This window comes from Gymnodinialimonas ulvae, assembly GCF_037543845.1.
In the GTDB taxonomy this organism is placed as follows: Bacteria; Pseudomonadota; Alphaproteobacteria; order Rhodobacterales; family Rhodobacteraceae; genus Gymnodinialimonas; species Gymnodinialimonas ulvae.
Genome location: NZ_JBBIFX010000002.1, coordinates 184,117 through 205,644 on the forward strand (window position 1 = coordinate 184,117; position 21,528 = coordinate 205,644).

22 protein-coding genes are annotated in these 21,528 nt (G+C 62.1%); 14 read left to right on the forward strand and 8 right to left on the reverse strand.

Going from position 1 to position 21,528, the window contains the following annotated elements; genetic code table 11:
• The 10 genes from bchM to V8J83_RS10695 all read left to right on the forward strand — a co-directional run bounded on the left by bchM (nucleotide 1) and on the right by V8J83_RS10695 (nucleotide 8,135).
• Entirely contained in the window at nucleotides 1–690 is a 690-nt protein-coding gene (gene bchM / locus V8J83_RS10650) for a magnesium protoporphyrin IX methyltransferase (protein ID WP_339986277.1), read from the forward strand.
• Nucleotides 687–2,117 (forward strand): PucC family protein, encoded by a 1,431-nt coding sequence (locus V8J83_RS10655; RefSeq protein WP_339986278.1) that lies wholly within the window; start codon nucleotides 687–689, stop codon nucleotides 2,115–2,117. The genes bchM and V8J83_RS10655 overlap by 4 nt, the downstream gene beginning before the upstream one ends.
• A 27-nt stretch (nucleotides 2,118–2,144) precedes the next feature.
• On the forward strand, nucleotides 2,145–2,927 hold the full coding sequence (gene puhA / locus V8J83_RS10660) for a photosynthetic reaction center subunit H (protein WP_339986279.1): 783 nt from the start codon (nucleotides 2,145–2,147) through the stop codon (nucleotides 2,925–2,927).
• Nucleotides 2,928–2,964: 37 nt separating this feature from the next.
• The gene (gene puhB / locus V8J83_RS10665) at nucleotides 2,965–3,618 is read left to right on the forward strand and encodes a photosynthetic complex putative assembly protein PuhB (RefSeq protein WP_339986280.1); all 654 of its coding nucleotides are present in this window, start codon (nucleotides 2,965–2,967) and stop codon (nucleotides 3,616–3,618) included.
• Between the two features lie 16 nt (nucleotides 3,619–3,634).
• Nucleotides 3,635–4,144: a photosynthetic complex assembly protein PuhC gene (gene puhC / locus V8J83_RS10670; RefSeq protein ID WP_339986281.1), complete on the forward strand. Its 510-nt coding sequence runs from the start codon at nucleotides 3,635–3,637 to the stop codon at nucleotides 4,142–4,144.
• Between the two features lie 3 nt (nucleotides 4,145–4,147).
• Nucleotides 4,148–4,444 carry an O2-dependent cyclase accessory protein gene (locus V8J83_RS10675; RefSeq protein ID WP_339986282.1) on the forward strand — a complete coding sequence of 99 codons (297 nt, stop codon included), beginning with the start codon at nucleotides 4,148–4,150 and terminating at the stop codon, nucleotides 4,442–4,444.
• On the forward strand, nucleotides 4,441–5,568 hold the full coding sequence (acsF, locus tag V8J83_RS10680) for a magnesium-protoporphyrin IX monomethyl ester (oxidative) cyclase (protein WP_339986283.1): 1,128 nt from the start codon (nucleotides 4,441–4,443) through the stop codon (nucleotides 5,566–5,568). Before V8J83_RS10675 ends, acsF begins: the two co-directional genes overlap by 4 nt.
• On the forward strand, nucleotides 5,568–6,380 hold the full coding sequence (puhE, locus tag V8J83_RS10685; protein ID WP_339986284.1) for a putative photosynthetic complex assembly protein PuhE: 813 nt from the start codon (nucleotides 5,568–5,570) through the stop codon (nucleotides 6,378–6,380). The genes acsF and puhE overlap by 1 nt, the downstream gene beginning before the upstream one ends.
• The gene (hemA, locus tag V8J83_RS10690) at nucleotides 6,377–7,591 is read left to right on the forward strand and encodes a 5-aminolevulinate synthase (protein ID WP_339986285.1); all 1,215 of its coding nucleotides are present in this window, start codon (nucleotides 6,377–6,379) and stop codon (nucleotides 7,589–7,591) included. Before puhE ends, hemA begins: the two co-directional genes overlap by 4 nt.
• A gap of 85 nt (nucleotides 7,592–7,676) precedes the next feature.
• Nucleotides 7,677–8,135: a c-type cytochrome gene (locus tag V8J83_RS10695; protein ID WP_339986286.1), complete on the forward strand. Its 459-nt coding sequence runs from the start codon at nucleotides 7,677–7,679 to the stop codon at nucleotides 8,133–8,135.
• A 63-nt stretch (nucleotides 8,136–8,198) separates the two neighbouring features.
• On the opposite strand, the gene bchO is transcribed toward V8J83_RS10695, so the two are convergent.
• The 4 genes from bchO to crtA are packed head-to-tail and all read right to left on the reverse strand — an operon-like array spanning nucleotide 8,199 to nucleotide 12,503.
• The gene (bchO, locus tag V8J83_RS10700; protein WP_339986287.1) at nucleotides 8,199–9,065 is read right to left on the reverse strand and encodes an alpha/beta fold hydrolase BchO; all 867 of its coding nucleotides are present in this window, start codon (nucleotides 9,063–9,065) and stop codon (nucleotides 8,199–8,201) included.
• Nucleotides 9,062–10,756: a magnesium chelatase subunit D gene (locus tag V8J83_RS10705; protein WP_339986288.1), complete on the reverse strand. Its 1,695-nt coding sequence runs from the start codon at nucleotides 10,754–10,756 to the stop codon at nucleotides 9,062–9,064. Before V8J83_RS10705 ends, bchO begins: the two co-directional genes overlap by 4 nt.
• Entirely contained in the window at nucleotides 10,753–11,772 is a 1,020-nt protein-coding gene (gene bchI / locus V8J83_RS10710) for a magnesium chelatase ATPase subunit I (RefSeq protein WP_439649782.1), read from the reverse strand. The genes V8J83_RS10705 and bchI overlap by 4 nt, the downstream gene beginning before the upstream one ends.
• Nucleotides 11,769–12,503, reverse strand: coding sequence for a spheroidene monooxygenase (gene crtA, locus V8J83_RS10715; protein ID WP_339986289.1), 735 nt, complete (start codon nucleotides 12,501–12,503; stop codon nucleotides 11,769–11,771). The genes bchI and crtA overlap by 4 nt, the downstream gene beginning before the upstream one ends.
• A 133-nt stretch (nucleotides 12,504–12,636) precedes the next feature.
• Here crtA and V8J83_RS10720 point away from each other — a divergent pair, with 133 nt between their 5' ends.
• Together V8J83_RS10720 and crtB are read left to right on the forward strand one after the other, a co-directional pair.
• On the forward strand, nucleotides 12,637–14,178 hold the full coding sequence (locus tag V8J83_RS10720; protein ID WP_339986290.1) for a phytoene desaturase: 1,542 nt from the start codon (nucleotides 12,637–12,639) through the stop codon (nucleotides 14,176–14,178).
• A gap of 3 nt (nucleotides 14,179–14,181) precedes the next feature.
• Nucleotides 14,182–15,195, forward strand: a complete 1,014-nt coding sequence (crtB, locus tag V8J83_RS10725) for a 15-cis-phytoene synthase (RefSeq protein WP_339986291.1) — start codon at nucleotides 14,182–14,184, stop codon at nucleotides 15,193–15,195.
• On the opposite strand, the gene V8J83_RS10730 is transcribed toward crtB, so the two are convergent.
• Both V8J83_RS10730 and mnmC2 read right to left on the reverse strand, forming a co-directional pair.
• Nucleotides 15,196–16,065 (reverse strand): DMT family transporter, encoded by an 870-nt coding sequence (locus V8J83_RS10730; RefSeq protein WP_339986292.1) that lies wholly within the window; start codon nucleotides 16,063–16,065, stop codon nucleotides 15,196–15,198.
• A complete protein-coding gene (gene mnmC2 / locus V8J83_RS10735; RefSeq protein WP_339986293.1) occupies nucleotides 16,062–16,727 on the reverse strand; it encodes a tRNA (5-methylaminomethyl-2-thiouridine)(34)-methyltransferase MnmC2 in 666 nt (221 codons plus the stop codon). The genes V8J83_RS10730 and mnmC2 overlap by 4 nt, the downstream gene beginning before the upstream one ends.
• A gap of 54 nt (nucleotides 16,728–16,781) precedes the next feature.
• Here mnmC2 and V8J83_RS10740 point away from each other — a divergent pair, with 54 nt between their 5' ends.
• Nucleotides 16,782–17,813 (forward strand): NAD(P)/FAD-dependent oxidoreductase, encoded by a 1,032-nt coding sequence (locus V8J83_RS10740; RefSeq protein ID WP_339986294.1) that lies wholly within the window; start codon nucleotides 16,782–16,784, stop codon nucleotides 17,811–17,813.
• Here V8J83_RS10740 and V8J83_RS10745 read toward each other — a convergent pair.
• Nucleotides 17,810–18,349, reverse strand: coding sequence for an NADPH-dependent FMN reductase (locus V8J83_RS10745; protein WP_339986295.1), 540 nt, complete (start codon nucleotides 18,347–18,349; stop codon nucleotides 17,810–17,812). The two genes, V8J83_RS10740 and V8J83_RS10745, sit on opposite strands and share 4 nt — an antisense overlap.
• A 54-nt stretch (nucleotides 18,350–18,403) precedes the next feature.
• On the opposite strand from V8J83_RS10745, the gene V8J83_RS10750 reads away from it, so the two are divergent.
• A complete protein-coding gene (locus V8J83_RS10750; protein WP_339986296.1) occupies nucleotides 18,404–20,023 on the forward strand; it encodes a thiamine pyrophosphate-binding protein in 1,620 nt (539 codons plus the stop codon).
• Here V8J83_RS10750 and V8J83_RS10755 read toward each other — a convergent pair.
• Nucleotides 20,020–21,360 carry a mechanosensitive ion channel family protein gene (locus V8J83_RS10755; RefSeq protein ID WP_339986297.1) on the reverse strand — a complete coding sequence of 447 codons (1,341 nt, stop codon included), beginning with the start codon at nucleotides 21,358–21,360 and terminating at the stop codon, nucleotides 20,020–20,022. The genes V8J83_RS10750 and V8J83_RS10755 overlap by 4 nt on opposite strands.
• Nucleotides 21,361–21,528 lie beyond the last annotated feature (168 nt).

Sequence of the window (21,528 nt, forward strand, 5' to 3'; positions counted from 1 at the left end):
TTGGTGGACACGCCCACATATGACGCCACCCGCAACCGGGTAGAGGCCTATTTCGACCGCACCGCGACCAAAACGTGGGAGCGGTTGACCTCTGACGCGCCGGTGTCTCGCGTGCGGGCGACCGTGCGCGCGGGCCGGGACCGGATGCGTGCGACGATGCTGGCCGCTCTGCCCGAGGATCTGACCGGTCGCCGTGTGTTGGACGCAGGCTGTGGCACCGGGGCGATGACCGAAGAACTCGCCAAACGCGGGGCCGAGGTCGTGGCCATCGACATCTCGCCGCAACTCATCGACATCGCCGCCAAGCGCCTGCCCGAAGATCTTGCCCATCGCGTGACCTTCCGTTCGGGCGATATGCTGAGCGCCGATCTGGGTGATTTCGATCATGTCATGGCGATGGATTCGATGATCTACTACGCTGCGCCCGATCTGGGCCGCGCGTTGGCGGGTCTGGCCGAACGCTGCCCCCATATCGTCTTTACCGTCGCCCCCAAGACGCCCTTCCTGATGGCTTTCTTTGGTCTTGGAAAACTCTTCCCGCGCAGCGACCGCTCGCCCGTAATGATCCCGCATTCGGAAAAAGCAATCCGGCGAGAGTTGTTGAAAAACAATTGCTTAACCCCTGGTTGCAACCTTGCAACCGTCTCATCCGGCTTCTACATCTCCAAATGCATGGAGATCCGTGCATGAGTATGCTGAAACGCATATCCATCCGCTATCTGCCCTTCGCAGATGCCGCGTCCGATGATCTCCCCCTCGGCCAGCTCCTGCGCCTTTCGCTGTTTCAGGTCTCCGTCGGCATGGCCGCTGTCCTTCTGTTGGGCACGCTCAACCGCGTCATGATCGTGGAGCTTCAGGTCCCCGCCTTCCTCGTCGCCTGCATGGTCGCGCTGCCGGTCCTGATCGCGCCCTTCCGCGCCCTTCTTGGCTTCAAGTCCGACACCTACAAATCCGCCATCGGTTGGAAGCGTTTGCCCTACCTTTGGTTTGGAACGCTCTGGCAATTCGGTGGCCTCGCCATCATGCCCGCCTGCCTTCTGGTCCTCGGCGGAGAGGTCACGCAAACCACCTACGATATCCCCTTTGCCGGTGAGATCCTCGCCGCGCTCGCCTTCGTGATGACCGGTATCGGCATGCACATGACGCAGACCGCCGGCCTCGCGTTGGCCGCCGACCGCGCCACCGACGAAACCCGCCCCCGCGTGGTTGCACTGCTTTATGTCATGTTCCTTGTCGGCATGGGCGTCAGCGCCGTTGTGATCGGCTGGTTCTTGCGGGAATTCACGCCGCTCGAACTGATCCAGGTCATCCAATCCTGCGCCGTCCTGACCCTCGTGCTGAACGTAGCTGCGTTGTGGAAGCAAGAGCGCGTGCAACCCATGACCAAGGCGCAGCGCGCCGAGGCCAGCCCGACCTTTCGCGAGGCATGGGCCGATTACGCCAACGGTGGCAGCGCCGGGCGTTTGCTGGTCGTCGTGTTCCTCGGCACCATGGCTTTCAACATGCAAGACGTCCTCCTTGAACCCTACGGCGGCGAAATCCTCGGGCTGTCTGTTTCCTCGACCACACTTCTGACGGCCACCTGGGCCGCGGGCGCGCTGGCCGGATTCGCACTGGCCGCACGCTGGTTGAGCCAGGGTATCAACCCCTACCGCATGGCGGCGCGCGGTCTTCTGGCAGGGGTTCTGGCGTTCTCGGCGGTGATCTTCTCCAACCCCTGGGCGTCGTCCGAGCTGTTCTTTGTCGGCGCCTGCTTCATCGGCTTTGGTGGTGGTCTGTTCTCTGTCGCGACGCTTACCGCCGCCATGACCATGCCGACCAGCAACCGCGCGGGTAAGGGCCTTGCCCTCGGCGCATGGGGTGCTGCGCAAGCCACAGCCGCCGGTCTCTCTATCGCCATGGGCGGCGCGATCCGCGATGGCGTCAATTCCATCGCCATGTCTGGACAACTTGGCGAAGCACTCGGGACCGCGGCGACGGGGTATTCCGTCGTCTACCACCTCGAAATCTTTCTGCTTTTCACAACATTGGTGGCCCTCGGGCCGCTGGTGCGCACTCGAACGACCAAAACCCAAGATGGGGGGGCGAAGATCGGCCTCGCCGATTTGCCCACCTGATCGGGCCCACCTGAAAGGACCCACGCCATGGAAAATGCATTCTTTGGTAACTTTGACCTCGCAAGCCTCTCGATCTGGCTGTTTTGGATCTTTTTCGCCCTGCTGATCTATTACCTGCAGACGGAAAACATGCGTGAAGGCTACCCGCTGGAAAGCGAAGAAGGCGGTGAAGCGGCCAACCAAGGTCCGTTCCCCGTGCCGAACCCCAAGACCTTCGAGCTGCCCCACGGGCGCGGCAAGGTCGTGGTGCCCTCTGTCGAGAACGAGGATGAGCATAGGCGCACCGACCTTGACGATGTGATGGAGCGCGAGCGTCCGTCCACTGGCTACCCCTGGGATGTGACTGGCGATCCGATGAAGGCCGGTGTCGGCTCCGGCGCCTGGACTCCGCGCCGCGATGAGCCCGAACTTGATGGCCATGGCCATGCCAAGATCGTGCCGATGGGTGCAACCGAGGCCTACCGCGTCAGTGCCGGGAAAGACCCGCGTGGCAAGGTTGTGCGCGGCGGCGACGGCGAAGAGGTTGGCACGATTTCCGACATGTGGATCGACGCGCCCGAACAGCTTGTCCGTTACCTCGAGATCGAACTGGACGCGGCCCATGGCGGCGGCAAGCGACTTGTGCCGATTCACTTCTGCCAGATCTGGACACGGGTGACGATCAATTCGATCCACGGCAGGCATTTTGCCGATGTTCCGGTGACCAGATCCGCCACCCAGATCACCAAACTCGAGGAAGAGAAGATCTCCGCCTACTACGGTGCGGGCATTCTCTACGCCGATGAAAATCGGGCCGAACCGCTGCTCTGACCGAAGCAGCCCGACCGTAACCAAGGAGCAATGACCGATGCCCCACGACCACCACGACGACTTTCAGACCGAGCCTGTCCGTGGCCTTCCCGAGATGCTGCCGGAGGGGGAACACATCCTCTGGCAGGGTCAGCCCCATTGGTGGACGCTGGCGAAAGAGGCCCTCAGCCTGTGGTGGGTCGCAGGCTACTTTGTCTTCCTCTTCGCGTGGCGTACCACGGGCGGGGCAGCGACCGAGACGTGGGTACAAAGCGCCACGGCCGCGTCGTTCTTCCTGGTTCTGGGTGCGATCGTCTGCGTCCTCCTGATTCTGGTGGCTTTGGTTCAGGCCAAGGCCACCGTCTACACGATCACCAACAGGCGCGTTGCCATGCGCATTGGCGCCGCACTGACCATGACGCTGAACCTGCCGTTCAAACATGTGATGAACGCCACCCTCGGCCTGCGCAAATCCGGCCATGGCACCATCGCGCTTGAGATGAGCCCGGAAGGCGGCATGGGCTTTTCCTACATCATGACATGGCCCCATGTCCGGCCGTGGAAAATGAAGCACACCCAGCCCGCGTTGCGGTGCATTCCCGATGCAAAGCGCGTGGCCATGATGCTGTCGGATGCGGCCGAAACCGCCGTTTCCGTGCCCGATATCCAGATCACCCGCGTGCCTGAAATGGCCGCACAACCCGCGGAATGAAGGAGGAGAACGACCAATGACCCTCGATTCCACACCCGCCCAAAGCCAGATGATCCGCACCAGTGCGGAGCAGAAACTGGTTGAACGCGACAAGGAGATGATCCCGACGGTTCTGATCCGCGCGATGTTCATCCTCTGCCTTTGTATCTTGATCATCGTTAGCTACGCGCGCCTGACCGACCGACCCTTGTCGGCCATGCCGCCAAGCGAAGCCGAAGTGCCCATCGTGACCGAGCGCACCGTGCGCATATTTGCCGAGCTTGACGGGTCCGCCCGCGTTATGGCGCTCGATGGCACTGTTGTTGCCGATTTCGCGGCGGATGAAGGCGGCTTTGTCGCCGGGATCTACCGCGTTCTGGAACGGGAGCGCGGGGCCGTTGGCCTTGAGGCCTCCGATCCGATCCGCGTGGTCCGCTACGCCGATGGGCGCATCAGCCTACGCGATGCATTCACTGATTTCCGTGCCGAGCTTGTTGGCTTCGGCGCTACCAACGAAGCCGCGTTCGCGCGCATCTTGGAGGAATAAATTATGGGTCTTCTGACACGTGAATTCGAAACGCATCCCTGCGAAGTCGAGGTCAGCCACTGCTTCGACAGCCTCCATGCGCATGTGAAGTTCCTGGATGGCACAACCATCAATCCAGGTGACGAAGTGCAGGTGAAAGGGCCGCCCGTGATGGCCCCTTACGGCGAAGTTGTGCGGGAAGAACGCGTCGCCCGCATCACCCGCGCCTCGAAACTGGAACAGCTCTGGACCCGAATGACCGGCGATTTCGAGTTCATGGAACTGTGTGAATTTTCATTCTCCGAGGAGGTGAAGCTATGAAAGATCTTGCCAACGAATCCGCCCTGCACACTGCCGATGCCACGACCGTCGAAGAAGGTCTGGCGATCCAGGAAGAGCAGGCGAAATACGACGACGATTTCGCCACCACCACGGCGATGAGCGATACGCTTCTGACGCCGCGCTTCTACACCACCGATTTCGAGGCGCTGGATTCGATCGACGTATCGCCCGTGCGCGCAGAATGGGATGCCCTGATCGCGCAAATGGTCTCGGACCCGAACAAGGGTCACTTCAAGAAAAACGAAGATTGGGACGACGTCGACTGGGACGGGATGGAGCCGCAGTTGAAGAAGGAGTTCATCGATTTCCTGATTTCAAGCTGCACGGCCGAATTCTCGGGTTGCGTTCTCTACAAGGAGATGAAGCGCCGCGGCAATAACGAGGACATCACGCAGCTCTTTCAGCTTATGGCCCGGGACGAGGCGCGCCATGCGGGCTTTATCAACGACGCGCTGCGGGAGGCTGGTCTGCGCGTGAATCTTGGGTTCCTCACGCAGAACAAGAAGTACACCTACTTCCGCCCAAAGTTCATCTACTACGCGACGTATCTGTCCGAGAAGATCGGCTATGCCCGCTACATCACCATCTTCCGCCATCTCGAGAAACACCCCGAACATCGGTTCCACCCGATCTTCAAGTGGTTCAAGGAATGGTGCAACGACGAGTTCTCCCACGGGGAAGCCTTTGCCCTTCTGATGAAGACGGACCCGAAGCTGACACAGGGACTGAACGTCTATTGGATCAAGTTCTTCCTCGTTGCGTTCTGCGCTACGATGTATGTCCGTGATCACCAGCGTCCAGCCTTCCACGCAGCGCTTGGCGTCGACCCGGATGAATACGCGCACGAGGTGTTTCGCAAGACGTTCGAGATTGCCCGGCAAGTCTATCCGATCACGCTCGATATCGACCATCCGCGTTGGCAGCCCGCCCTGGAGCGTCTGCAGAAGGCCAACGAGGACCTGGCGAAGGCCACCGAACAGGGGCGTTTCCTGCGCAAGATCGAGGCGCAGATGCGTGCCGGCTTGGCGTTCGCCAGCCTGATGTCCATCCCTGCAATCCGGCGGGACACTTTGGAAAATGTCCGACTGGAGCCCGCCTACTGATGCTCAGCTCGCCCTGGATCGCGGCCCTCGCGGCCCTGTTCGTCTGGTGGTTCTCCACCGGAGCGATCCTGCTGGCTGTGCGCCGGGCGGATCAGGGCGGCCCACAGGCGCGGCTTTGGGCGTGCCTGATGACCCTGCCGTTCCTGGTTTTGGGGGCGGCCGGTTTTCTGGACACTTTGGGCAACGGCACAATCGCGGGCGTCTACGTGGCCTTCTTGTCGGCGCTGGCGCTGTGGGGGTGGATCGAATTGACGTTCCTGACCGGTACGATCACCGGCCCCGTGCGCAGTGATGCACGCGAAGGTGTCCCGGAGTGGGAGCGTTTCATTCGCGCCTGGGGCACAATCGCTTACCATGAGATGCTTCTGGCTGCGGTGTTTGTGGCCATGGTTGTCCTGGCCTGGGGGGCCGAAAACCACTATGGCATGTGGACCTTCGCCGTGCTGTTTGCGGCCCGGATCAGCGCCAAGCTGAACCTCTACCTCGGGGTACGGAAGGTGAATGTTGAGTTCATTCCCGAAACCCTTGAACATCTTCCCAGCCATTTCCGCACCGCGCGGATGAACTGGCTGTTCCCGATGTCGATCACTGCCCTGTCGTTCACAGCCGCCTGTTGGCTGGAACGGCTTTTGGTGTCCGAGGCCCAAGCCGATGTCGTCGGTTTTGCCCTCCTGAGCGCGCTGAGCGCGCTCGCCCTGCTGGAACACTGGTTCATGGTGCTCCCGCTGCCCGATGAGAAACTATGGCGATGGATGCTGCCCGAAAGGCCCCAGCCTGCCCAAGCGACAAGACTAAGCGAGGAAGTCCAATGAACTTTGACCAGCTGTTCCAATCCCAGCTCGACCAACTCAAGGAAGAGGGGAACTATCGCATTTTCGCGGAACTTGAACGCGAAACCGGGGATTTCCCACGGGTGAAGAACCACGGTAACGGCGAACAGGACAAGGTCACTGTCTGGTGCTCGAACGACTACCTCGGGATGGGTCAGAACCCGAAAGTCATGCAGGTGATGATGGACACGGTCGCTACCTGCGGCACGGGCGCTGGCGGGACGCGCAATATTTCGGGCAACGCGCATCATCACAAGTTGTTGGAGGCCGAACTCGCCGACCTTCACGGCAAGGAAGCAGCGCTTCTGTTCACCTCGGGCTACGTGTCGAACTGGGCCTCGCTGTCTACATTGGGCTCGCGCTTGCCCAACGCGGTGATCCTGTCGGACGCGCTGAACCATGCGTCGATGATCGAGGGTATCCGCCACGCGAAATGCGACAAGGTGATCTGGAAACACAACGACCCCAAGGACCTCGATCGCAAATTGGCCGCGCTGCCTGCCAATGCAACGCCCATCGTGGCGTTTGAGTCGGTCTATTCCATGGACGGTGATATCGCTCCAATCGCCGAAATTCTCGACGTTTGCGAAAAGCACGGCGCAATGAGCTACATCGACGAAGTCCATGCCGTTGGCATGTATGGCCCGCGTGGCGGTGGTGTGGCGGAACGTGAGGGGTTGATGGACCGCATCACCCTGATCGAAGGCACGCTTGGCAAGGCCTATGGGTGCGTCGGCGGGTATATCACCGGCTCTGCGGCTTTGGTGGATTTCATCCGGTCCTTTGCCAGCGGGTTCATCTTCACCACGGCCCTGCCGCCCGCAGTTGCAGCGGCGGCAACCGAATCGATCCGTCATCTCAAGCAAAGCGGTTGGGAGCGCGCCATGCAGCGCCGGCAGGTCGAACGCCTGCGCGCCCGTCTGGACGCCGAGGGCATCCCCCATGAACATAACCCATCACACATCATCCCGGTAATGGTGAAAGACCCGGTGAAATGCCGGATGCTGGCCGATATTCTGATGGATCAATTCGGGATCTATGTGCAGCCGATCAACTATCCGACGGTCCCCAAAGGCACCGAACGGCTGCGATTCACTCCCGGCCCGCTTCACACCGATGAGGATATCGAATACCTCGTGATGGCCCTCAAGACCCTCTGGAAGCAGTGCGCCATTGCGCATGCTGTTGCCTAAGTTATCAAAACGTCACAAAAAGGTGTGGACGCAATTTGTATACAGCTAGGTATACTCATGTGAGCACACTCGAAGGGAGCTACCTATGAAACGACTTTCCGTTCTTGCAGCGGCAGCCACACTTTTCACCGTTCCGATGGCCGTGCCGGCCCTTGCGGACGGCCATGCAACGGGTGACGCCGAAGCGGGCGAACGCGCGTTCCGCCAGTGCATTTCCTGCCACGTCGTCGTCGATGCAGAAGGCGAAACACTGGCCGGTCGCAACGCACGCACTGGCCCGAACCTCTGGGGTATCCACGGTCGCACTGTTGGCGGTGTCGAAGACTTCCGCTACTCCAACGGCCTGACCGCCCTGATGGAAGCGGGAACGGTCTGGGACGAAGCGTCCTTCGTGGCCTATGTGCAGGACCCGACCGGCTGGATCCGCGAGACTACGGGCGATGACAGCCTGCGTGGTGCGATGAGCTTCCGCGTTCGTTCGGAAGAGGACGCAGTGAACCTCTATGCGTATCTCGTGTCCCTCGGCGGGCCGGAAGCGGAATAAGACCCGGCGCGGACGGCGCGCTTTTTCAGGATGTGCAAACGGGCGGCCCAAGGGTCGCCCGTTTCAGTTTGCCTCGGTCATCTCGCAAAAGCGCCGTACCTCGAACGCGACCTGATCTGGCGCTTCTTCGTGGGCCAGATGACCGGCGCCCTCAAGCAACACCAGATCCGCATTCGGCATTCGGTCGGCCACGCGCCGGGCGGAAGCAACGCCAACCGCTTCGTCTTTGGCACCGTGAATGAACAGCGTGGGTGTGTCGATCTGCGGCAAAGCGCGGCTCAGATCCGCAAGCGACCATTGCGCCATCATCGCCAAGGTGCCGTCGACGTGAGACTTCTGGCTGATCAACTTCGCATAGGGCGCAAGCAGGGGGTCCGGAAGGTCCGAGCCGGTCGAGGAGATGACGGATCGCGCTTGCTTCATCGCCTGTGCGCCCGAAGGCAGGAAGAACGAGGTCAGCGGATTGAGGGCCAGAACCCTTGCCATGACCGGAAACAGCAAACCGGCGGCGCCGCGAAAATCCTCCAACGCTCCGTTCAGGATGACCAGCTTGCGTGGATTGGATAGGCCACTTCTGATCATCTCCAACGCCACGGCTCCGCCCGCGGAATGCCCGATGATCAGCTCTGGCTCTGCACCCAGATGCGTCAAAAGCGCCGCGATGTCCGCTGCAACGTCCGGCAAACGCGCCCGCCCACGGGGGCTTTGCGTAAAGCCGTGACCCGGAAGGTCAGGCATAATGGCATCCCAGCCATCATTCCCCGCCTGCAACAAGGGTGCCCACGTATGGGCGGATGCTCCGGCGCCATGCAGAAGCAACGCCGTAGGGCCGCCGCCCGTGCGTTGAACATGCCAACGATGCGGTGCAACGGGTATGCTTTGGCTGGCCGCGCGATTGGGCCAATTCGGCGGAGGAAGGTGGGCTGTCACGGGGTCAGCGCCGCGTCCACGGCGCGTGAAAGGCTGCGGCCATCGGCACGGGGCAGCGGCAGGTACGGCGCGCCCATTTCGCGGGCCAGACCGTCCAGTCCACGGGTCGGCCGCAAGCCGGTGTCGATCACCAGCCCAGGGACACCTTCCGAGCGCAGGAACCGCGCCATGAGGTTTGCGTCTTCAGAGGCCTGAGCGCGATTTGCGGCCCCACTCAGGTCCACATTCGCACGCCCATCCGTCAGAAGCGCGACCGACGGTGTCATGCCTTTGCCGCGCGCCAGGCCGACCAGATCCAACGCCGATTTGAGGCCCGCGGCAAGAGGTGTCCCGCCGCCGCCCGGCAAACTCGACAAACGCCGCTTCGTTTGCACCAACGAGCGCGTTGGCGGCAAAAGCACGTCTGATCCATCCCCGCGAAACGCAATCAGCGCCACGTGGTCGCGCCGCGCATAGGCTTCGGCCAACAACAGCTCGACTGCGCCCTTCGCTTCGGCCAGTCGTGCCATTGCGGCCGAGCCCGAGGCATCCACCACGAAGATGATCGCGCGGTCGGAGGTTTCTTGGTAACGCCGAATGCGAAGGTCGGACGTCCGCACATGGATACGCCCTTCGTCGCCCGAGACCTTGCGTCGAATGGTTTGCCAAGGCGCTGCGGCGCGTAAGGTGGCGACCAGGTCAATACGAGCGCCGCCGCCCAAACGTCCGGGTCGCGGCGGCAAGGGACGGCCTCGCCGGTTGCCGGTTTGCTTGGCGCCCGAGCCGCTTCCACATGCGGCGCGCCTGGCCTTTGCGGCCGCCAACCGCGCCAGGAGATCGGGGGGTAGCATCGCGCGCGCGGCGTCCAGAAGGACCTCGGCAGGCGGTTGATTGGCCTGCGCGTCGGGCTCGGCTGCATCGTCCGGCTGATTTTCGGGGGCGGGGGGTGGCGGGGGTGGCACGTCGTCCTGAAGTGTTTCCATCTCAGGGATTTGCGTCGCCCTTGGAGCCAGGACCAGTTCCACGGCCAACAGCAAATCGGCTTCGTCCACCTGCTCTGCACCAGACAAAGCGGCGGAGGCGCGGGCCATGGCAAGCGCCTGCGATGGTGCGCGGAGCGACTGCACGCCAAGGCGCGCGGCAACGAAGACCAATTCGGTGATCGCATCTTCCGGGACTATGATCTGCGGCAGGGCATTCCGCGCCTCGGCAAGGGCGTCGATGTCGAATTGCAGATCCGGGGCCGCGGAGAGTGGATGGTCGGACAAGTCGATATGTAAGGCCAACCGGTCGAGCAGGGCGTCCGGCGTGTGTTCACCCGGCTCCGCCCCTTCGTCAAACGCCACGATGGCCAGTTCACGCCGCGTATCGAGCGCGGTCGCCAAGCGTCCGGCCAATCGCGGTTCAACCCGTTCTGCCATCGGCAAAAGCAACGTCCCACCGCGGTTCAGGATGCCCTGCGTCCGGTGCAGCGCCCCCGCCTGCAGCGTAGCGGCGAGGTCGAGCCCCCCGTACAACGCTTCATCGCCCATCGTAGGTGCCATGCGCGACAACGCCTGCCCCGCCAGTGCAACCCTTAATCCGGCTTCGAACCGATCGCGCACCGGGCCCACGCGCGCGCGGACCTGCATGCCACCAAGCGATGTTGGATCAAGTGCGAAGCAGGCAACGGCCAGATTGACCGAATGCCACCGGGCTTCATGCGCGCTCACCCCAGGACCTCGTCGACCACACGCGTCACGCGGGTCGTGGACCCCGCTTCATCCAGTGGATCGCGGCGCAGGCGATGGCGCAGGGCACTTGCGGCGACCATCCGGAGATGGCGGCGGTCTACGGCTGTGTCCCCGTTGAACGCGGCCAGGGCGCGGGCGGCGCGCAGCAATGTCAATTCGCCCCGCAACCCGTCCGATCCAAGCGCCACGCACAGCGCGGCACAATCGCGAATGATCGCGTCACTCGCATCGACCGATGCCAGCCGTTTGCGCGCGGCCACGATCTGCGCCCGGAGATCGGCGTCCGAGGCTTCCCATTCCGTGCAAAAGGTCATGGCATCGCGGTCATAGGCATCGCGTCTGCGGATCACATCGATACGCACATCAAGATCCTTGGGGCTCTCGACTTCCACCGACAGGCCAAACCGGTCGAGTAATTGAGGCCGAAGCTCTCCCTCTTCGGGATTCCCCGACCCGACCAGCACGAACCGCGCCGCGTGACGGATCGAAAGCCCCTCGCGTTCCACCACGTTCTGACCCGATTGGGCGACGTCGAGCAGAAGATCGACGATATGGTCCTCCAGCAGATTGACCTCGTCGATGTAAAGGTAGCCCCGGTTCGCACGCGCCAGTAGGCCGGGTTCAAACGCCTTTTCGCCTTTGGTCAGGGCCTTTTCGATATCAAGCGCACCGACCACCCGATCTTCGGTTGCCCCGAGCGGCAGGTCGATCACCGGAGTCGGCTTGGCGATCACCGTGCCGTCCTTCAATGCGACCCAATCCGGCACATCAGAGACGGTTTCCGAGTTCACGGGGCACCCGGCGACCGCGTCGATTTCGGGCAGCAGCGCCGCCAATCCGCGCACGGCGGTGGACTTGCCAGTGCCCCGATCGCCGAACACCAGAACGCCGCCGATACCACCGTCGATTGCGGTCAACACCATCGCGCGTTTCATTTCTTCCTGACCCACGATTGCGGAAAACGGGAACGGGCCGGGGCGCTTCATATCTTTCATTCGGCGGCCATCCTTGTGCTTCTCTGTAGGGTCTCAGTCAGGTTCAGGTTCAGTTGCTGGCCGTCCCAAATGCCGTCGACGGCATCTATGTTGAACCGCGCGTAAAGCTCTTCCTTGAACCATTGTTCGGTGCGTACGGCGCGAATGGCCTGTGCATGGGGACCGTCATGGCGTGCGAAAGCCGCCATCGACTCCGAATCGGGCCAGATGGAAAAAGTCACCTGGTGGAGCCATGGCACCTCACCAATTCCGATCTTGAACAGGACGTTCGGGTCTTGCCCAATCACGGTGGAAATATCGGGGACGCGTTTCCAGAATTTCGCGGCCAGCCTTGGCTTCACCGTCGCGCGCGTCAGCGCCGCGATAGGGCCGCCACTTGGATTAGCGTCGGCTGCGAACGGTTCTGTTCCGGACCAGGTGCCGCGCGCCGATGTCGCGCTTAGAAACAGGGTTCGCGCTTCGGTGGCGCGCGCTTGATAGCGGCGGAAAACGGGGCTTCCATGCATCGCGCGCCTCGCCGAATCGTGGTCAGGCCAGGTGGCCAGTATCGCGTAGACGGCGGTGTTGGGAATCGGGGTAAAGCCCTCTCCCGTGCCGGAACCGCAAAGCTTCCACGCGCCGATATCACGGATCTGGGCCAGGCCACGCCGGGCCAGCCCCATTTGCGCAAATGCCCAAAGGCGCGCGTTCAGCGCGCCGAAGCGGAACAAACTAAGGGTTGTCGATTTCATGGCCGGTCTTTCCATGTGTCAACTTAGTCTGACACATTGGTCGCAGGTTTGAAAGTCAAATCGCCTTTGCAATGTGCGAACGCTCCACATAGTGTAAAGAAGAGTGGACACTTTATGGAAGCGAGCGATCCAAATGCCCTCCCCTGATCCCTCCCGCGCGATTGTCATTGGCGCCGGTTTGGGCGGCCTGTCTGCCGCGATGCGCCTCGGTGCCAAAGGATATCGTGTCACGCTGCTCGACCGGCTGGACCGGGCCGGGGGGCGTGGTTCGTCGATCACCCAGAACGGCCACCGATTCGATCTTGGCCCGACCATCGTGACGGTCCCGCAGGTTTTTCGTCAGCTTTGGGCCGAGTGCGGCCGCGATTTTGACGCCGATGTCGATCTGCGGCCCGTCAATCCGTATTACGAAATCCGGTGGCGTGATGGCTCGGCCTTGCGCGTGCAGCAGGACGAAACCGCGATGGAGGCCGAGGTTGCGCGTCTCTCGCCCGATGATCTTCCCGGTTATCGCAGGTTCCTAGCCGACAGCGAGGCGCGCTACGAATTTGGATTCGAAGGCCTTGGCCGGCGTCCGATGAACAAGCTTATGGACCTTGTGAAGGAGCTTCCCGGGTTCGTCCGTCTTCGCGCGGATCGGTCGGTTTACCGCCACGCCGCGCGCCGGGTGAAGGACGAGCGCCTTCGCATGGCGTTATCGTTCCATCCGCTGTTCATCGGCGGCGATCCGACCCGTGTCACCAGCATGTATATCCTCGTCAGTCACCTCGAAAAGGAATTCGGCGTCCATTACGCCATGGGTGGCGTGCAGGCGATGGCTGATGCCATGGTCCGTGTGATCGAGGATCAGGGTGGCGAGGTGCGGCTGAACGAAGATATCGCCGAGATCACCGTGCATAACGGGCGGGCCTCCGGCGTGGTCACGGCAGGCGGTGAACGCCTCACCTCGGATATTGTCGTGTCCAACGCCGATCCCGGCACGACCTATGAACACCTCCTGTCCAAGCATACCAAAAAGCGGTGGACACCCAAGCGCCTGAACCGGTCGCGTTGGTCGATGGGGCTGTTCGTCTGGTATTTCGGAACCAAGGGTACGCGTGGGAAATGGTCCGATGTCGGGCATCACACGATCCTGAACGGGCCGCGCTACAACGGATTGCTCGATGACATCTTCATCCGCCGCAAGCTCGCGCAGGACATGTCCGTATACCTGCACCGCCCCTCGATCACCGACCCCAGCGCCGCACCAGACGGCGATGATACGTTCTATGCCCTGTCTCCTGTGCCGAACCTTCATGGTGCGGGTGCTGTCAATTGGGAAGAGATGCAGCAGACCTACCGCGCGCGGCTTGCCGGTGTTCTCAACGACCATCTCCTGCCCGGCTTCGAGGACCACCTGAGCGCGTCGCATGTCTTCACACCCGACACCTTCGTGTCGCGCTACCGTTCTCCGCATGGGGCCGGCTTTTCGCTTGAGCCGCGCATTTTTCAATCCGCTTGGTTCCGTCCGCACAATATCTCCGAGGAGGTGCCGGGCCTGTTCCTTGTCGGGGCGGGCACCCATCCGGGCGCCGGTATCCCTTCCGTCGTCACTTCGTCCGAGGTTTTGACGCACCTCGTTCCCGACGCCCCGCATCCGATGACGCGCCCCGACCAACGTCTTGCAGCCGAGTGAAATATGATTGACCCAAACGATATGGAGCATTGCCGCGCCGCGATCCGCGAAGGCTCTTACTCCTTTCATGCCGCCTCGCGGCTTCTTCCGGCGTCGGTGCGCGATCCGGCCCTGGCGCTGTACGCGTTTTGCCGCTGCGCCGATGATGAGGTTGATTTCGGCACAGACAAACCCGCCGCCGTCCTCGCCCTGTCCGAGCGTTTGGAAGCGGCCTATCGCGGCACGCCCCGGAACACTCCGACAGATCGGGCCTTCACCGCGATGATCGAGGAATTCGATATGCCCCGCGCCTTGCCCGAGGCGCTTCTGGAAGGCCTTGCCTGGGATGGGATGGAGCGGCGTTACGCAACTTTGTCGGAGCTGCGCGGCTATTCTGCCCGCGTCGCATCCGCCGTCGGGACGATGATGTGCGTCCTGATGCGGGTGCGCGATGAACAGGCGCTCGCGCGTGCCTGTGACCTTGGTGTCGCCATGCAGTTGACCAATATCGCTCGCGATGTCGGTGAGGATGCGCGCGCCGGGCGGCTTTACCTGCCGACCGATTGGCTTGATGAGATCGGGCTTGAGGCTGAGACGCTGTTCGCCGACCCAATACCGTCGCGTGATCTTCAACGGCTGACCAAGCGACTTCTGGCCGAGGCGCACCGGCTTTACCTGCGCAGCGAGGCGGGGATCGGGCGTTTGCCGTTCGCCGCGCGCCCCGGCATCTTCGCCGCGCGGCATTGCTATGACGCCATCGGGCGCAACCTGGCGCGGTCCGGCTACGACAGCATTTCGCGCCGCGCGACGACGACCGGTCGGCACAAGATGGGTCTTCTGGCCCTGTCGGTGCTGCGGGCCGGTTGGGCCACCGTCACACCCGAAAGCCCGGTGATCTTCGCAAAACCCCTGCCCGAGACGGCCTATCTGGTGCAGGCCGCCGCGCATCCAAAGCCCAATGCGCCGGTTTGGAGCGACTCCGTCATCGCCATGCTTGGACAGTTGAAGTCACAAGACCACATGACCGCCGCAGAATGATCAATCCTGCGCGCGGGCCCTTGTTCGCCACAGCGTGAACAGCCCCGCGCAGACCACGATAAACGCGCCGATGACCACATTGGTCGCAAGCTCTTCGTTGAACACGACCAACCCGAGCGTCGCCGCAAACACCAGTTGCAGATAGGCGAAGGGTTGCACGGTAGAGGCCTCCGCATATTCATACGTCTTGATCAGCAGGAAATGCCCGCTGGCCCCGGTGATGCACAACGCCCCCATCCAGACCCAATCTCGCCCGATCATCGGCTCCCAAAACCAGATGCCAACACAGGTCATCATCACGGCGCCTACGGTTCCGGTCCAAAAGAAGCTTGTTGCGGCACGATCTTCCCGCGCAGCATACCGTGTCAGCAAGTTGTAGAGCGCAAACAGAAACGCGGCGCAGAGCGGCACCAAAGCCTCGACCGAAAACACAGCGATGCCCGGCTGCAGGATCACCAGGACACCAACAAACCCAATCCCGATCGCGGTCCACCGCCGCCAGCCGACTTTTTCGCCGAGAATAGGGCCGGACAACGCGGCCACTAGAAGCGGATAGCAGGTGAAGATAGCATGTGCCTCCACCAGCCCCAGCAACACGAACCCGCCGACCATGACGCAGATTTCCGTCGCCAAAAGCAGGCCCCGAAACGCCTGCAACACAGGCTGCTTGGTGCGTGCGGCGGCAGCGATCCCGCCGGCTTGCCGCGACGCCACCGTGATCACGAAGGCCGCAAAGAACCAGTACCGGATCATCACGATCATCAGAACGTTGTATTCCCCCGCCAGATGGCGACTGATCCCGTCTTGCATGGCAAAGACAAACGTGGTGGCGATCATCAATAAGATGCCGAGCCGAGGGTTTTCGGTCATCTCAGGCGCCCCCTGGTCATGTGGCGTTTGCGTCCGAACCCTGCGCAGCGTGTGACCGCGAAGCCTGCAGCCTCCAACGCGCGCCGCACATCCCCAACGGCAGTATAGGTCGCAAACGTGCCCCCTGGCGCGGTGTGTTTCGCGACCTCTGCCATCATTTCGGCTGTCCACATTCCCGGGTTCTTCGCCGGAGCAAACCCGTCGAGATACCAGGCATCCACCACCCCCTCCCACGGTGGCAACGTCCGCCCTGCCTGCCCGGGAATGATCCGCAGATCGAAATCATTCCCTTCCATCCGTAAAGGCAATGTTTCGTCCGTCAGGCTCGTGAAAATGTCGGACGGCAGACCGCGAAACGCGCCCAAGGCACGCTTCAAATCCGCAAGCGGCATGGGGAAGGCCTCGAATGACGTGAACCGCAGCGTGCCGGGCCCGCCAGCCTCCCGAAACGCGCGCAAGGTGGTGAGGAAATTCAACCCTGTTCCAAAACCCAATTCGCCGACATGAAACCCGTCCTGGAACCGGTCGGGAAGGTCATTTCCCTGTAAGAAAACGTACTGGCTTTCCGCCAAACCGTTATCGAAAGAATAAAAAGGATCATCAAATTGAGTGGAGACCGGCACATCCCCGTTCCATTCGATCTTGTGCTGGTCCTGAGCCATGCCGCGTCCTATCACCTGACCGGCGGACGATCTGCCAAGGTGGGTGAAGTTTCAATGGTCGACATCACGATACGCGGCGCTGGTATCATGGGGCTGATGTGCGCATGGATGTTGCGCACGCGGGGTGCTGCGGTTCAGGTGATCGACCCGCATGGTGTCGGCGCCGGGGCATCTGGCGGTATCGTCGGCGCCTTGGCGCCGCATGTCCCTGAGAACTGGAACCCGAAGAAGGCGATGCAGTTCGAAGCGCTCGACAAGGCGAACGCGCTTTGGGCCACCATCGCTGAAGCAGGTGGCCAGGATCCCGGCTATGGCCGCACCGGTCGTCTGCAACCCTTGCTCGATGCCCGCGCCGTGGAATTGGCCCGCGCGCGCGCGGTGACATCGCAAGATCTCTGGCAGGGTCGTCATAGGTGGGAGGTGATCGAAGCCGCCTGCGCCGCTGTTGAAGTTAATAGCCCCACAGGCCTCGTCATTCACGACACACTGACAGCCCGTATTCATCCCAAACAGGCATGTTTGAGCCTTTCTGCGGCCCTCATTGCAAGGGGCGTCAATATCACCTCAGATGGCGAAGCTCGCGGCATAGAAGTCTTGGCCACGGGTGCCGCGGACTTATCAGAAATCTCGCAAGCCCTTGGCAGATCCATCGGTGCGCCGATCAAGGGTCAGGCCGCTCTGCTGCGCTGCGCCTTGCCGAATGTGCCGCAGGTGTTTGTAGATGGGCTGCATATCGTGCCCCACGCAGACGGCACCGTTGCGGTTGGTTCCACTACGGAACGGGAGTTCGAAAGCCCAACGGCCACCGACGAACAGCTTGATCCGCTTATCAATCGCGCCCGCCGTGCCCTTCCCGTTTTGGCCGATGCGCCCGTGATCCAGCGATGGGCCGGTCTGCGCCCTCGCGCGCGCAGCCGTGCGCCCATGGTCGGCGCACATCCGACGCGCGCCGAGGCTTACATCGCGAACGGCGGTTTCAAGATCGGCCTCGCCATGGCCCCCGTCGTGGCCGAAATGCTGGCCGATCTGATCCTCGACACCAACGATCGCATCCCCGACGGCTTCCGCCCCGAGGCAAGCCTCTAGAGCCCGGCGGCGGTCCGAAGTGCGTCCATCAGCCCATTCAACGCCTTGCGATTGATCTCGTTGGTCAAAACCTCGCCCTCGAACTGATCCTGTGCCGCGCCGACCAGAACTTCGGGCCCGGTCACCAATCGTGGGCGAAACGCAACAAGGCTTTCGCGCATCATCAACTGCCCACGCTCACCGCCGGCGCGCCCGGCGGTGGCCGACATGATCGCCAGTGGTTTGTCACCCCATGGGTTGCCTTCGGTCCGGCTCACCCAATCCAGCGCATTCTTCAAGGCACCCGAAATCGACTTGTTGTACTCCGGGCTGGCGATCACGACGGCGTCGGCCTGCGCGATTTGGTCGGAGAGCGTCTGAACGGCCTCCGGGATGCCGTCGCGGGACTCCAGATCGCCGTCATAAAGCGGAAACCGAAGATCGGCGTCGTCAAACGTTGCCGGATCAAACGCCGCCTTTGCCTCCATCAGCAGCTTGCGGTTCAACGATCCCGCACGCAGGGAACCACAAATCCCCAAAAGTCTTCCGCTGGACATATCCATCTCTCCGTCACACTAATCGACCCGTGTGCAGTTAGGTTGGGGATGCCGATGGCCAAGCAACACGGCGGAAAAATTCTCGCAGAGCGATTGGCCTTGCATGGCGTGACACGGGTCTTTTCGGTGCCGGGGGAAAGCTTCCTTGCGGCGCTGGACGGTCTGCACGACGCGAACATCCCCAACATCGTCTGCCGACAAGAGGGCGGGGCCGCCATGATGGCCGACGCCCATGGAAAGATGACCGGCCAGCCAGGTGTCGTTTTCGTGACGCGCGGACCGGGCGCCACGAATGCCAGCGCGGGTCTACATATCGCTATGCATGACGCCACGCCGTTGGTCTGCTTTGTCGGTCAGGTGCCGCTCAAACACCGCGACCGTGGCGTGTTCCAGGAGGTTGATTACCGTGCTTTCTTCGGGCCGCTGGTCAAATGGGTGGCTGAGGTCGAGCGCACGGATCGACTGGCCGAATACATCGACCGCGCCTTTGCGGTTGCCCAGTCGGGCCGTCCCGGGCCGGTTGTTCTTGCCTTGCCCGAAGACATTCTATCCGCAATGGCGGAGCCGCCCAAAATGCGCCCCGGATCCCTGGCTATGCTCGGCGCGGCACCCGATACGATCCACGCCTTCGCCACTTGCCTGAACGATGCCAAGCATCCGCTGATCATCTGCGGCGGATCGCAATGGTCCGACACTGCGCGCCAGCAAGCCGAGGCCCTCGCCGCGCGCACTGGCGCGCCTATCGCTGTAACCTTCCGCAGGCAGGATTACATCGACAATGACCATCCCCATTACGCGGGCGATTTCGGGGTTGGCATGAACCCGGCCCTGGCCAAACGGTTGGGGGCATCGGATTGCATCCTGCTTCTGGGGGCCGAACTGAACGATATCACAACCGCCGATTTCACCCTGCTCGATCCCGCACAAACGCCGACGCTCCTTCAGGTGCACCCCGAAGCCGAGGCGATCGGCAAGGTCTACCCCGCAACCCACGCCGTCTCGGCCATTCCGGGCGCGATTTTGCAGGATCTGCTCGAAGCGGTCGACCCTGTAGCGGGCGACCGTGGTGCCGCGTCGGCACGCACTGAATACGAGGGCTGGCAGAGGCCGCAGGAAACCCCCGGCACGGTGCAGATGGAATGGGTGATCTCCTGGCTCCGCGACAACGTGGCCCCCGAAACCATCATCACCAACGGGGCCGGGAACTATGCGGCGTTCCTGCATCGCTATCACCGCTTCCGTCGCTATGGGACGCAGGTCGCGCCAACGTCGGGCTCAATGGGATACGGCTTGCCTGCTGCGATCTCGGCCAAGCTGCAAAACCCGCAAAGCCCGGTCATCTGTCTTGCCGGTGACGGCTGCCTGCAGATGACCCTGCAAGAGCTTTCGACCGCGCGACAGCACGGGGCCGATATCACCGTGATCGTGGCCAATAACGGGCGCTACGGCACGATCCGCATGCATCAGGAAAAGACCTATCCCGGCCGCGTCTCGGGCACCGATCTGTACAACCCCGATTATGCGACGCTGGCCAAGGCCTATGGCGGAACCGGCCACACGATTACCACCAATTCCGAATTCCCCGATGCTTACAAAATGACCCTAGATGGCGGGCTGCACATCATCGAACTCAAGCTCGACCCAAGGATGCTGGCCACCACGAAAAGCCTTTAATCCGCGGGTTCGGGTCGATCATCCAACATCCGAACCTCGCGTTGCGGGAAGGGAATGTTGATCCCGTGGTGCTGAAACGCGTCCCATAGTGCAAGGTACACCTTGCCGCGGATATTGGTCAGGCCACCGGTCGGATCCTTGATCCAGAACCGCAGGATATAATCCACCGAACTGTCACCAAAGCCCACGATATGGCAGACCGGGGGCCGGTCATTCAGAACCCTATCCACACCCTCGGCCGCTTCGATTGCAAGCTGCCTGACCTTATGCGGGTCATCTCCATAGGCAGTGCCGAAATAGATATCGAGGCGCACGAAATCGTTCGAATGGGACCAGTTGACCACCTGATTGGTGATCAGGTCCTCGTTGGGGATCAGGTATTCCTTGCCGTCGCGCGTGACCACGCTGACGTATCGTGCGCCGAGCGAATTGATCCATCCAAAGGTTTCGCCCAATGAGATTACGTCGCCCGGCTTGATCGACTTGTCCAGCAGGATAATCACGCCCGACACGAGGTTTGAGACAACTTTTTGCAGGCCAAAACCAAGGCCCACGCCGATCGCGCCCGACAAGACCGCAAGCCCCGTCAAATCCACCCCGGTCAGGCGCAGGCCGACATAGATCGCGACCCCGTAGAATGCGACTTGCAGGAACTTGATCGCCAGCACCCGCATGGATGGCGACATCTCTTCATTGCGTTGGATGCGGGTGGTCGCCGTCCCGGTCAGGAACCGCGCGATGATTACAAGGGTTGCGACAACCAGCACCGCCTGCAGCAACGTCAGAAGCGACAGTCGCGCGTCACCGAGGTTGAAGCCTACCGAATCGAGGATCGCAGCCGTTTCATCCCGCAGGTCCAGGATCGCCAGGGTGACGTAAATCCAGGCGCCATAGCGCACAATCGCACGCAACAGTGCCGACCGGATCAGCCGCGTCGCGAAGGCAACCACAAGCCACGCGGTCGCCAATTCCGCGATCACCATCAAAAGGAAAGACCGCGACGGCCATGTCACCTCCCGCATGATCAGGACGACAAGCCACATCAGCGCGACGAAAAAGATCATCTGCAAGCGGATGTGGACGACCACCAGAATGCGCATGCGCCAGGTCGGCCACCCTTCGCGTGATGCCATCCAAGCCCGAATGCGCGGCCCTAGTGTCCGCCGCAAGACAAACGCGGCAAGCAAGACGGCCAAGGCGATCCCGACCTGATAGGCATTCCAGGGCCGCAGCAGGCTTTCCGCAAAGGTGAGCGCCTGTTCCCAAAGGCTTGTGATCTCACCCAGGGCGGCGTCGACCGCCTGTCCGTCAGGGGGTGGTTCGATCTCTGGTTCCATCTGCGCTCCGTACGTCGGTTGTCCCACCTTACGCGCGGACACGGCCACCTTGGCAAGCCTGTTGGGGCGGTGTAATCCCTCCGCCATGACCAGCTTTTTCGATATCGGCGACCGCGCGCGCCTGCCTTGGCGGTTCCATGGTGTCCGCGCCTCGCGTCTGGGCGGGTT